The 12,077-nt window shown below is 70.6% G+C and carries 14 protein-coding genes; all 14 read right to left on the reverse strand.

What is annotated here, in order from left to right; translation table 11 throughout:
- Positions 1-63: 63 nt before the first annotated feature.
- Positions 64-1,701, reverse strand: coding sequence for an O-antigen ligase family protein (locus WC969_02460; GenBank protein ID MFA6028698.1), 1,638 nt, complete (start codon positions 1,699-1,701; stop codon positions 64-66).
- On the reverse strand, positions 1,698-1,832 hold the full coding sequence (locus tag WC969_02465) for a hypothetical protein (GenBank protein ID MFA6028699.1): 135 nt from the start codon (positions 1,830-1,832) through the stop codon (positions 1,698-1,700). Before WC969_02465 ends, WC969_02460 begins: the two co-directional genes overlap by 4 nt.
- A complete protein-coding gene (locus WC969_02470) occupies positions 1,829-2,953 on the reverse strand; it encodes an Ldh family oxidoreductase (protein MFA6028700.1) in 1,125 nt (374 codons plus the stop codon). Before WC969_02470 ends, WC969_02465 begins: the two co-directional genes overlap by 4 nt.
- Positions 2,950-3,363, reverse strand: a complete 414-nt coding sequence (locus tag WC969_02475) for an OsmC family protein (protein ID MFA6028701.1) — start codon at positions 3,361-3,363, stop codon at positions 2,950-2,952. Before WC969_02475 ends, WC969_02470 begins: the two co-directional genes overlap by 4 nt.
- Complete coding sequence (gene epsC, locus WC969_02480) at positions 3,360-4,301, reverse strand: serine O-acetyltransferase EpsC (GenBank protein MFA6028702.1); 942 nt, start codon at positions 4,299-4,301, stop codon at positions 3,360-3,362. Before epsC ends, WC969_02475 begins: the two co-directional genes overlap by 4 nt.
- Positions 4,298-5,233 (reverse strand): cysteine synthase A, encoded by a 936-nt coding sequence (gene cysK, locus WC969_02485; protein MFA6028703.1) that lies wholly within the window; start codon positions 5,231-5,233, stop codon positions 4,298-4,300. The genes epsC and cysK overlap by 4 nt, the downstream gene beginning before the upstream one ends.
- A 73-nt stretch (positions 5,234-5,306) precedes the next feature.
- A complete protein-coding gene (locus WC969_02490; GenBank protein ID MFA6028704.1) occupies positions 5,307-5,867 on the reverse strand; it encodes a hypothetical protein in 561 nt (186 codons plus the stop codon).
- Between the two features lie 80 nt (positions 5,868-5,947).
- A complete protein-coding gene (locus WC969_02495; GenBank protein ID MFA6028705.1) occupies positions 5,948-6,838 on the reverse strand; it encodes a hypothetical protein in 891 nt (296 codons plus the stop codon).
- 50 nt (positions 6,839-6,888) lie between these two features.
- The gene (locus WC969_02500; protein ID MFA6028706.1) at positions 6,889-7,641 is read right to left on the reverse strand and encodes a succinate dehydrogenase/fumarate reductase iron-sulfur subunit; all 753 of its coding nucleotides are present in this window, start codon (positions 7,639-7,641) and stop codon (positions 6,889-6,891) included.
- A gap of 5 nt (positions 7,642-7,646) precedes the next feature.
- Entirely contained in the window at positions 7,647-9,566 is a 1,920-nt protein-coding gene (locus WC969_02505; GenBank protein MFA6028707.1) for a fumarate reductase/succinate dehydrogenase flavoprotein subunit, read from the reverse strand.
- Position 9,567: 1 nt separating this feature from the next.
- Positions 9,568-10,215 (reverse strand): succinate dehydrogenase cytochrome b subunit, encoded by a 648-nt coding sequence (locus WC969_02510; protein MFA6028708.1) that lies wholly within the window; start codon positions 10,213-10,215, stop codon positions 9,568-9,570.
- A gap of 61 nt (positions 10,216-10,276) precedes the next feature.
- Positions 10,277-10,717, reverse strand: a complete 441-nt coding sequence (locus tag WC969_02515) for a DUF296 domain-containing protein (GenBank protein ID MFA6028709.1) — start codon at positions 10,715-10,717, stop codon at positions 10,277-10,279.
- An 82-nt stretch (positions 10,718-10,799) separates the two neighbouring features.
- Entirely contained in the window at positions 10,800-11,666 is an 867-nt protein-coding gene (locus WC969_02520; protein ID MFA6028710.1) for an MBL fold metallo-hydrolase, read from the reverse strand.
- On the reverse strand, positions 11,663-12,022 hold the full coding sequence (locus WC969_02525; GenBank protein MFA6028711.1) for a response regulator: 360 nt from the start codon (positions 12,020-12,022) through the stop codon (positions 11,663-11,665). The genes WC969_02520 and WC969_02525 overlap by 4 nt, the downstream gene beginning before the upstream one ends.
- Positions 12,023-12,077: the final 55 nt, after the last annotated feature.

Genomic DNA, 12,077 nt, shown 5'->3' on the forward strand with positions numbered 1-12,077 from the left:
TCGCCGGGGACGTTTGGAAGCCAGCGCGCTTTCGAAGGCTTCGCGGGCCCTCCGGGGACCCGGTCAATACCCCGGAGGACGGTGAGAGAGGAGGACGACCCGCGCACGCGGTTCCGCGCCCGGGGCGTTCAGCGCGACGGCGCGCTGCCAGGCGGCGAGCGCCTCCTCCCGGCGGCCGGCGGACTGCAGGTAGGCGCCGAACTCGGCCCAGCACCGGCCGCAGAGGCGGTTGCGTTCGACGGCCTCGCGCTGGCGCCGCACGGCCTCCTCGATGTCCCGGGGGTCGCGCGAGGAGAGGAAACGTGCGTGCAGGGCTCGCGCCCAGCCTTGGCGACTCTCGAACGCGCGGGGATCGGCCGCGACCGCGGAGGCGAAGCCGCGCAGAGCGCCCTCGACGTCGCCCTCCGTCAGCCGGGCCTCGGCCGCGACCGCGATGCGGCTGGCCAGCAGCGGAGCGAGCAGCGCAGGGACCGCGGAGAGCGCGGCGGCGGCGAGGACCGCCGTCGCGGCGCGGCGCGGACGCAGGCGAGCGCTCGGGGCGGAGGAGACGGCGGCGCCGAGGAAGACCGCGAGGAGGAGAAGGACCGCGAAGTACTCGACGCTCAGATCGGCGAGGGAGAAGGAGAGGAGAAGGACGGCTCCCAGCGCCCAGGGCCAGCGCCGCTCGAGCGCTTCGGGGACCCGCAGCACGAGGCGCCCCCAGGCGCCGAGCAGGAACAGGACGCCGACCGCTCCCGCAAGCCCCGCCTCGGCGAGCAGGCCGAACGGAGCGCTGTGCGCGAAGAGCGTGTTCTGCGCCCCCGGAGCCTTGTAGGCCAGGTACGCGCTCCCGAAGTTCCCCAGCCCGACGCCGGTCCAGGGACGCTCGAGGAACATGCGCCAGGCGCTCGCCCACCAACTCAGGCGTTCGACGGGAGCGGCCGGGTCCCCGGCCCAGCCCTGGCGGAAGGCGAACTTCCAGACCAGCAGGCCGACGACCAGGACGCAGAGGGCTCCGCCGGCGGCACGCCTCTTCCGGCTCGAGAGAAGTCCCTTCAGGCGCCGCGGACCGGAGAGGAAAGGCAGCCCGAGCGCCAGGATCACCATCGCCCAGGTGCTGCTGGTGAGGAGGAGGTCGAGGACGGCGGCGGCGGCGATGAAGGTCCAGAAGACCCGCGCGCCTCGTTCTTCCCACGCGCGGGCGGCCCGGGCCGCGAGCGGCGGGATCCAGGGCAGGACGAACGCCGCGAGGACGTTGGAGTTCACCATCGTTCCGGGCGCCTCGTCGAGGATGAACGAATCCGCACGGCAGCGCTGGCCGAGGAGCAGCGCGAGTTCGATCAGGAAGAGCGGGGCGACGATCCGCAGCAGGGCGTCGGGAGCGTCGTCGGAGGCCATCGTCTCTCCGGCGCAGAGGAGGACGAGGAGGGCGCTGAGTCCGGCCGTCCAGGACATCCAGGACTCGCCCGGGTTCACGGAGCCGCGGAAGGAGGCGGTGAACGCGGCGGCCGCGCAGGCGGAGGGAAGGAGCAGGGCCGTCCGGAGCCCGGGAGCGTCGGCGGGCCAACAGCGGCGCAGGAGCACCGCGAGCGCGAGCGCGAGCACGGCGACCTGGACCGCGGCCGCCGCCCACAGGTCGTGCGCCCCCCGGGCGAGCGCCGCGAAGAGCAGCAGCAGACCGAGCGCCGACGCCGCGAAGCGCTCGAAGCGGGCTGCGCTCATGCGCGCGGCTTGCAGGCCTCGACGAGGGAGTGCATGCCCTCGTCGCGGTGGAGCAGGCGGACGGAGCGGAACCCGGCGGCCTGGAAGCCGCGCGCCGCGGCGGCGAGGGTCTCGGCCGTCCAGGGCCTCAAGGCGCCGCCTCGAAGGGGAAGCTCCAGCCCTTGAGGCCGAGCTCGTCGCGCATCGCGAGCATCTCCTTCTGCGTTTCGCGAGTGAGCGGCACGCCCAGACGCTCGCGCTCGAGCGAAGACAGGTGCTCCTTCTCTCCGGCCGTATAGATGCGATCCTGGCCCGGCGCCTTGCGCGAGGCCCGCAGCCCTCGGAGGATGTCGCCGGCGGTCTTCTTGAACTCCGAGAGCTCGCAGAAGGCGGAGACGTCGAAGGCCATGAAGAAATGCCCGAGGCGATAGGGCACCTTCTTCCCGTTCTCGAAGCCGAGCAGCATCTTGAGGAAGGCGCCGCCCTGGAGCGCCGCCGAAAGGATCTCGACGACCGCGCCGTAGCCGTAGCCCTTGTAGCCCGCGGTCTCCTCGCCGATGCCGCCCAACGGAGTGAGCGCCGCCGTCCCCTTCACCAGCTCTCCAAGGGTCGCCCGCGCGTCCGTCCGGGGCTTCCCGTCATCGCCGATGACCCAGCCCTCGGGCATGGGCTTGTCGATGCGCGCGTAGATCTCGACCTTGCCGCGCTGGGTCAGCGAGGTCGCGCAGTCGAGCACGAAGGGGAAGGGCTCGTCGGTGGGGAGCGCGAAGGTCAGGGGATTGGTCCCGAGCATGTTCTCGACGCCGAAGGTCGGGGCCACGGAGGGCCGGGCGTTGGTGCCGGTCGCGCCGATGAGCCCCTGCTCGGCCGCCATCATCGCGTAGTAGCCGGCGATGCCGTAGTGCGTCGAGTTGCGCACGGCGACCATCGCGGTGCCGTATTTGCGGGCCTTCGCGATGCAGAGCTCCATGGAGCGCCTGGCGACGACGTGCCCCATCCCGTCGTGGCCGTCGACGACCGCGGTCGTCGGGCCCTCGCGGACGAGTTCGAAGCGGGTGACGGGGGCCTGGATGCCCTCGCGGATGCGGTCGTAGTAGATGGTCTTCATCCGCGCGATGCCGTGGGAGTCGATTCCGCGGCGATCGGACTCGACGAGGACGGCGGCGCAGACCTTCGCGTCGGCGTCGGGCACTCCGAGCCCGCGGAAGACGTCGGCCATGAAGCGCTCGAGGAGCTCGAGCGGAAGGCGGACCGTCCCGGGAGCGGGGTTCACGACGGATACTCGTACTTCACCGTCACCTTCACTTCGGGATGCAGGCTGAGCTTCACCGGACAGGTCGCCGCCGCGGCCTCGAGCCGGGCGCGCTGCGCGGGCTCGAGCGGCCGGGGCAGGGAGACGACCAGCGCGAGCTCCGCGATGCGCCGCGGCGGCTGCGCCGTCATCGTCTTCACGGCGCGGACCCTCGCGCCGGAGATGTCGAGCTCGGCGCGCTGCGCGGCGAGCCCCATGATCGTGAGCATGCAGGACGCCAGCGAGGCCGCGACGAGGTCGGTCGGCGAGAAGGCGGCGCCCTTCCCGCCGTTGTCGGTCGGCGCGTCGGTCGAGAACACGGCCTTCGAGGGGCCGTGGGACGCCAGGCAGCGGAGGTCCCCTTCGTACAGCACGTCGATCTCGACGCTCATCCCTTCCCCCTCGCGACGGTCCGTCCCCCGCTCTGCAGGATCTGCGAACCCGGAGGGCAGGACTCGGTCAGCCAGACGTTGCCGCCCACCGTCGAGCCCTTCCCGATGGTGACGGTCCCGAGGATGGTCGCCCCGGCGTAGATGATGACGCCGTCTTCGACGTCGGGGTGGCGCTTGACGCCCTTGACCGGGCGCCCCTGCGCGTCGAGCGGGAAGCTCTTGGCGCCCAGGGTCACGCCCTGGTAGATGCGCACGTCGCGGCCGATGACCGCGGTCTCGCCGATGACGACCCCGGTGCCGTGGTCGATGAAGAAGCGGCCGCCGATGCGGGCGCCCGGATGGATGTCGATGCCCGTGACGGAGTGCGCGTGCTCGGTGATCATGCGCGGGATGAGCGGGACCTTGAGCGCGTAGAGCTCGTGAGCGACGCGTTGATAGGTGATGGCCAGCACCCCGGGGTAGCAGAAGACCGTCTCGGCCGGGGAGACCGCGGCCGGGTCGCCCTCGTAGGCGGCCTGCACGTCGCTGACGAGGAGGGCCCGCACCTCGGGGAGGCGGCGAAGGAAGGCGGCGACGAGCTCTTCGGAGCGCGCGGCGCAGGCGGTGCAGTCGTCGCGGCCCTCGCAGAAGAAGCAGAAGGCGCGGCGGATCTGCTCGACGAGGATGCGCTGGGCGTGGTCCAGCTCGGCCCCGACGTGGAAGGCCATCCCGTCCGGGGAGCTCTCCTCGTCGGCGAAGTAGCCGGGGAAGAGGGCCGAGCGCAGGAGCTCCACGGCCTCCAGCACGCGGGCGTTCGACGGCAGCGGCTCGCCGGTGCGCGGCCGGCGCAGGGGGCTCACGTTCTCGTCGACCTTCCAGCTCAGAGCGTCGGCGGCGGTGCGCAGGGCCTCGCCCAGGGCGCCGCGGGCCTCCGGGGACTTCGTCGCGCGGGTCTTCATGCGTCCTCCCATAACCAGGTACTGAGGTAGCGCTCCCCCGTGTCGGGCAGGAGGACGACGACGAGCCGGCCGGCGTTCTCGTCGCGGCGCGCCACCTGGAGCGCGGCATGGAGGGCCGCGCCCGAAGAGATGCCGGCCAGGAGTCCTTCGCGATGGGCGAGAGCGCGCGCCGCTCGGCCCGCCTCGTCGTTCTCGACCTTCACGACCTCGTCGAGGACCGTCCGGTCGAGGATCTTCGGGACGAAGCCGGCGCCGATGCCCTGGATCTTGTGCGGGGCGGCCTTCCCGCCGGAAAGCACGGGGGAGGCGGCGGGCTCGACGGCGACGATCCGCACGGAGGGCTTGCGCTTCTTGAGGGCGCGGCCCACGCCGGTGAGCGTCCCCCCCGTCCCCACGCCGGCGACGAAGACGTCGACTTCGCCGTCGGTGTCGCGCCAGATCTCTTCGGCCGTGGTGCGCTCGTGGACTTCGGGGTTGGCCGGGTTCTCGAACTGCTGGAGCATGACCCAGCCGGGGTTCTGGCGGAGCAGCTCCTCGGCCTTGCGGATCGCGCCGGACATCCCTTCCGGTCCCGGGGTGAGCACGAGCTCGGCGCCGAAGGCCTTGAGGAGCTTGCGGCGCTCGATGCTCATGGTCTCGGGCATCGTCAGGACCGCGCGGTAGCCCCGCTGGGCGCAGACCCAGGCCAGCGCGACCCCCGTGTTGCCGCTGGTGGGCTCCACGAGCACGGCCCCGGGCTTCAGGCGCCCCTCACGCTCCGCCGCTTCGATCATCGCGAGGCCGATGCGGTCCTTGACCGACCAGCCGGGGTTGAAAGACTCGAGCTTCGCGACGAGGGAAGCCTTCGCCCCCTCCTCGCGTGCCGTCTTCGTCAGGAAGACCAGCGGGGTGTTCCCGACGAGTTTCGTCGCATCCTGGGCGATCTTGGCCATAGGTCCCTATGATACAAAAGAGGCGGCGGGCCCGCGTCCCGCAGGCCCGCCGCCGGTCCGCTGGGCGTCGAAACTACTTGCGGCCGCCGTGTCCCTTCCCGCGCGCCTTGCGCTCGCCCCGCTCCTGGCGGTGCTCGCCCTGGCGCTCCATGCGCTCGCCGCGTCCCTGGCGCCGCTCCCCCTGCGTCTGCATGCGCTCGCCGCGGTCCTGCAGGCGGTCGCCCTGCTTCTGCATCCGCTCGCCGCGCTTCTCCAGGGCCTCTCCTCTGGCTCCGCCGATCTGCTCGCCCTTCTGCTCCAGGGCCTCGCCGCGGTCCTCGCGGCGCTCGCCGCGCTTCTCCAGGGCTTCGCCGCGGTTCTCACGACGCTCGCCCTGCTTCTCCAGGCGCTCGCCGCGCTGCTCGCGGCGCTCGCCCTGACGTTCCATGCGTTGGCCGTGGCGGACCTTCCCCTGGCCGACGGCCGGGGTCGCGGGAGTCGCCGGGGTCGCCGGAGCGCCCGCCTTCGGGTCGGCCGGTGTCGCCGGGGTCGCGGGCGTCGCTCCCTGGTCCTTCTTGCCGCTGTCGTCGTTCTGAGCGGCGGCGAACGCCGGGATGAGGAGCACGGAGAGGACGAATGCGGAGATGAACTTCATGAACGGCCTCCTGAGGGGCGTCCGCCCCTGCGCTTATCTTTACGGCCGGATCCGCGTTTCGTTCGCGGTCTCCGGAGCTCCTACCTCGCGCCGCCCTTCCGCATCGCGCGGCGGCGCTCCCGATCCGAAGGGTATCCTGCCGCCATCCTAGCATTCGAACGATAGGCCTGCACCTGGAAGAAGCCCAGGACCATGACGTTCACCAGAAGCCCGTCGGGCACCCAGCGCCCGCGGGCGTTGAGCCCGAAGAGCAGGGCCTGGAGCCCGACCGCGGACAGGAGCTGGAACCGGCCCACCGGCTCATCGGAATACCTCCCGACCATGAGGCGGGCGTTCTCCCCCACCTCCCGCAGGCGCGCGCGGAAACTCTGGCCCCTCGAAGGCCAGGGGGCCAGCAGGCCGAGGCAGACCGCGTGCACGAAGACGTAGGTATAGGCCATCCCGATGAAGAAGAACTCGGCGCTCCCCGGCTCCTGCCGGGCGTCGAGCCAGCCCGTCTTGAGCTGATAGGCGCCGAAGAGGACGACCGTCAGCAGATGCCAGAGGTAGCCGAGGAACTTCGCGGCGTCCGGCAGCGGGACGCGGACGACGACGAGGGAAAGGACCGCCGCCGTGGCCGGGGCGCAGAGCGCCAGCAGGGCGTAGCTCCCGGGCGTTCCCGAGAACAGCGTCCCCCGGAAGGCGTACCACAACGCGAGGGTGTTGACGAGGAGGGTCTCCTCGTCGACGAGGTCGAGGAGGTCCTCCTTGTAGGTGGTGACGAGGAGCACGGGGACGAAGAACGAGAAGTAGCCGACCGCGGCGGCGGGATCGGCGACCCCGCTGAAGTACGCTCCCAGCGCGACCCCCGCGGTGACCGCGGCGAGGAAGGCGAGCTTGTTCCAGCGGTCCCGTGCGCCCTGCAGCATGAGCAGGAGCTGCAGGAGGACCCCCGCGCTGAACGCCTGGGGCCCGGAGAGGTCGAAGCGCACGCGGTATTATCCTTCCCAGGCGGCGCCGGGCACCGAGAGGTCAACGAACGTCATTCGACAGGGGTCCGCAGAGAAGCGCGCAGGAACTCGCGGTTGAGGCGGGCGATGTTCGAGAGCTTGACGCCCTTGGGGCAGGTGGCCTCGCACTCGCCTTCGTTGGTGCAGTTCCCGAAGCCCTCCTTGTCGTGCCGGCGCATCATCGCCAGCGCGCGGCGCTCGCGCTCGGGACCGCCCTGGGGGAGCAGGGCGAGCTGGGAGATCTTCGCGGCCACGAAGAGCATCGCCGAGGCGTTGGGACAGGCGGCGACGCAGGCCCCGCAGCCGACGCAGGAGGCCGCGTCCATCGCCAGCTCCGCCTTATGCCGGGGCACGGGCGCGGCATTGGCTTCCGGCGCCGACCCGGTGTTCACCGAGACGAAGCCCCCCGCCTGGAGGATGCGGTCGAAGGCCGAGCGGTCCGCGACGAGGTCCTTCACGGTCGGAAAGCCGCGCGCGCGAAAAGGCTCGACGGTGATCGTGTCCCCATCCTTGTAGCGGCGCATCCGGTTGTCGCAGCTGGTGGCCAGCGGGTCCTTTCCGTGCGGGCGGCCGTCGATGACGAGGCTGCACATGCCGCAGATGCCCTCGCGGCAGTCATGGTCGAAGGCCACCGGGTCTTCGCCCAGGCCGATGAGCTGTTCGTTCAGCGTGTCGAGCATCTCGAGGAAGGACATGTCCGGCAGGATGCCCTCCACCTTGTAGGTCTTGAGCTCGCCCGGGATCCCGGGACCCTTCTGCCGCCAGATCCGCAACGTCAGATTCATGCCGCTCATTTGTAGCTCCTCTGCGACGGCTTCACGTGCTCGAAGGTCAGGGGCTCGACGTGCCGCTCGGGCGCCGCGCCCTCGCCCTTGTACTCCCAGGCCGCGGCGTGGCTGAAGCGCTCGTCGTCGCGCTGCGCCTCCCCGTCGGGCGTCTGGGACTCCTCGCGGAAATGGCCTCCGCAGGATTCGCGGCGCTCCAGGGCGTCGCGCACCATGAGCTCCGAGAGCTCCAGGTAGTCGGCCGTGCGGCCGGCCTTCTCGAGGGTCTGGTTGAAGTCCTCGCCCGCACCGGGGACCCGGACGTTCTTCCAGAACTCCTCGCGGAGCTCGGGGATGCGCGCGAGCGCCTTCTTGAGGCCGGCCTCGCTGCGGGCCATGCCGCAGTGCTCCCACATGAGCAGGCCGAGCTCGCGGTGAAGCTCGGTCGGCGTGCGCTTGCCGTCGGCCGCGAGGAGCTTCTTCGTGCGGGCGTCGACGGCCGCCTCCGCCTCGCGGAAGGCCGCGTCGCCGGTCGAGACCTTGCCCAGCTTCTCGCTCGCGAGATACGAGCTCAGCGTGGCCGGGATGACGAAGAAGCCGTCGGCCAGGCCCTGCATGAGCGCGCTCGCGCCCAGGCGGTTGGCGCCGTGGTCGGAGAAGTTCGCCTCGCCGAGGCAGAAGAGCCCCGGCACGGTGGTCATGAGGTCGTAATCGACCCAGAGCCCGCCCATCGTATAGTGGACCGCGGGGTAGATGCGCATCGGGAGCTTCTCGGGGTCCTCGTCGGTGATGTGATGGTACATGTCGATGAGGTTCCCGTACTTCTCGCGGATGGCCTTGACCCCGTCGCGCGCGATGGCGTCGCGCAGGTCGAGGTAGACCGAGAGCTTCGAGGGCCCGACGCCGCGGCCCTCGTCGCAGACCGCTTTCGCCGCGCGCGAGGCGACGTCGCGCGGGACGAGGTTGCCGAAGGCCGGGTAGCGGCGCTCGAGGAAATAGTCGCGCTCGTCGGCGGGGATCTGGTCCGGGGTGCGCGCGTCGCCGGCCTTCTTCGGCACCCAGACGCGGCCGTCGTTGCGCAGGCTCTCGCTCATGAGCGTGAGCTTCGACTGATAGCTCCCCGAGACCGGGATGCAGGTCGGATGGATCTGCGTGAAGCAGGGGTTGGCGAAGAGCGCGCCCTTCTTCCAGGCCCGCCACGCCGCGCCCACGTTGCAGGAGTTGGCGTTGGTGGAGAGGAAGAAGGCGTTGCCGTAGCCGCCGGTGGCGAGGCACACCGCGTGGCCGGCGTAGGACTCGGTCTTCCCGGTGACGAGGTTGCGGCAGACGACGCCGCGTGCGCGCCCGTCGACGAGAACGACCTCGAGCATCTCGCGCCGCGGCAGGACCTTCACCCGGCCCGTCGCCTCCTGGCGCATGAGCGCGCTGTAGGCGCCGAGCAGGAGCTGCTGTCCGGTCTGCCCGCGCGCGTAGAAAGTGCGCGAGACCTGGGCCCCGCCGAAGGAACGGTTGTCGAGCAGGCCGCCGTACTCGCGTGCGAAGGGAACGCCGAGCGCGGTGCAGTGGTCGATGATGGCGTTGGAGACCTGCGCGAGACGGTAGACGTTGGCCTCGCGGGCCCGGTAGTCGCCGCCCTTGACGGTGTCGTAGAAGAGGCGCCAGACGCTGTCCCCGTCGTTGGGGTAGTTCTTGGCCGCGTTGATGCCGCCCTGCGCGGCGATGGAGTGGGCCCGGCGCGCGCTGTCCTGGACGCAGAGCGCGAGCACGTTGTAGCCGAGCTCGCCGAGGGCCGCCGCGGCCGACCCCCCCGCGAGGCCGGTGCCGACGACGATGACGTCGAACTTGCGGCGGTTGGCGGGATTGACCAGCTTCGCGTCGAAGCGGCGGGCGTCCCACTTCTTCTCGATGGGCCCCGAGGGGATCTTCGCGTCGAGTTTGACGGCCATGTCAGCCTCCGTGGACCAGGTGCGCCCAGACCGGCATCATGCCGAAGGCCGCCGCGACCGCGACCGCGAAGAGCAGGCCGCCGTTCTTGACCGCCGGCGTGAGGTTCGGGTGGTCGGCGCCGAGGGTCTGGAACGCGCTCTGCACCCCGTGGCTCAGGTGCACTCCGAGTACCGCGAGCGCCGCCAGATAGAAGAGCACGAAGCCCCCCCGCTGGAAGCAGGCGATGACCATGCCGAAGACCCCGTTGGGGTCCTCGTTCTCGAGCAGGCGGAAGCTGGTGACGTGAACGAGCAGGAAGGTCAGCAGGAGCAGGCCGGTGTAGATCATCGTGGCGGAGCCCAGCGTGCGCCCCCCCGCGTTCTCGCGCACCGCGTAGCGCTCCGGCCGTGCCGCCCAGTTCTCCCAGGTCGCCCAGCAGGCCAGGCCGATGTGGAGGGCGAAGATCCCGAGGAGGCCTAGCTCGACGATGGGCAGGGCCATGTTCTCGGAGAGGAACTCGGCGTAGTGGTTGAAGGCCTCCATCCCCTTATAAAGGAGGAAGTTCCCGGCGAGGTGCCCCCCCAGGAAGCCGCAGAGCATGAGCCCGGTCAGGGCGATGAGCTGCTTCTTGCCGATGGAGGTGCCGACGTAGCGCAATAGGGCGTTCATAGAGGAAGGCTCCTGGTTTCTTCGGACGACGGGGGATTCTACCTTGCCGGCGGGCGGGCAATCAACGCCGCGGTCGACCCGCAGGGAGGCGCCAGAGGGCGAGGCCGGTCTTCGGGTCGGAGAGCCGGACGGGCGCGGGGCCGCGGAGCTCCTGGAGCCAGACCTCCGCGGCGAAGACCTCGGAGGCGAAGAGATGCCCGCCCCAGACGCGGTACTTCGCGTCGGCCAGGGCCGCGTGCAGGTGGGCGAAGGGGACGCCGTCCTTGAAGGAGACGTTGCCGGAGCAATGGAGGATCTCCATCTCTCCGCGGAACTCCTTCTCGGAGTAACGGCGGCGGCGCTGGTCGTAATATCCGAGACGGGCCTTGACCGTCGCGCCGATGGCCTGCACCCACGCGCAGCGGACCTTCGCGCGGCGACAGGCGGCGGCGACCTCGATGCCGATGTCCGAGCCTTTTGGGAGCCGGAAAAGGAATGAGCGCCCGCTGCGCATCGCTTTCATCGTGGGATCCGGAGGACTCTGCTCGAGCGGGCCGTCGCCATGGTCTTAGCCCCCCGGGGATCCCCCGCTGAGGGATTCCCGGCTAACCGATGCGGATTTCCTGGCCCTCGCGGGCGCCGAAGCACTCGAAGCCGGCGCCCAGGGAGCGCGCGTGGGCGCGCGCTTTCTCGACGACGGCGTCGATCTCGTCGTCGGACTTGAGCGGCTCGAAGTGGAAGAGGGCCAGGCGCCGGACCTTCGCGGCCGCGGCGAGCTCGACGGCGTCGCGCCAGCGGCTGTGGCCCCAGCCGCGCTTGGTCTTGTAGTCCTCGTCGTCGTACTGCGCGTCGGAGATGAGCAGGTCGGCCCCGGAGCAGAAGTCCGCGACGAGCTTGTCCTGCCCCGTGAAGAAGTCGCGGTCGTCGCCGAGCGCGCGATGGCACTCGTGGTCGGTGAGATAGACGACGCTCCCCTCCGGGAACTCGAAGCGGTAGGCGATGTCCACGCCCGGATGGTTCGTGTAGAGGGTCTTCACCGGCACGCCGCCGGCGTCGAAGGGCTTCGTGACCTTGTGGAAGTCGATCTTCGCGGCCATGTCGCCGAGCTCGACGGGGAAGTAGTTCTGCCCCATCTGCCGCCGGAAGATCTCCTTGAAGTCGGCGCCGGCGCCCTGCGCGCTGTGGATGCGCACGGTGTTCTTGGGGATGTAGGCCGGCACGAAGAACGGCCAGCCCTGGAGATGGTCCCAGTGGGTGTGCGTGATGAAGAGGTCGAGGTCGAGCGGCTTCCCCTGGGCCTCCTTCATCAGCAGCAGGCCGAGCTCACGGATGCCGGTGCCGCTGTCGCAGATGAGGACGCGCCCGTCCCGCCGGACCTCGACGCAGGCGGTGTTCCCCCCGTAGCGCACGGTGCGCGCGCCCGGGACGGGGATCGAGCCGCGCACGCCCCAGAAGCGGACGAGGACGCTCATCCGATGAGCCCTTTCACGGCCTTGAGCAGCTCGTCGGCGGTGTAGGGCTTGACGAGGTAGTGGTCCGCGCCGATGGTCTGCGCGGCCTTGCGGTCGACGGCGTAGGACTTCCCGGAGGAGATCATGATCTTCATCGCGTTCAGGCCCTCGTCGGCGCGCAGGGTCTGGCAGACCTCGAAGCCGTGCATGTCCGGCATCATGAGGTCGAGGATGAGGAGGTCGGGTTTGAGCTCCCGCGCCTGGTTGAGCCCCCTGAGTCCGTCGTACGCCGTATGGACCCGGTAGCTGTCGCTCAGGCAGTGGGAGATGAAATCGACGATCTCCTTATCATCATCGACGATGAGGACCGTCTTCATGCCCGTATGATGGCACATAACGGGCCCGAAAAAAAGGCCCCGGAGGGAGGCCCCT

This window comes from Elusimicrobiota bacterium, assembly GCA_041660925.1.
Lineage (GTDB): Bacteria > Elusimicrobiota > Elusimicrobia > UBA1565 > UBA1565 > JBAZUV01.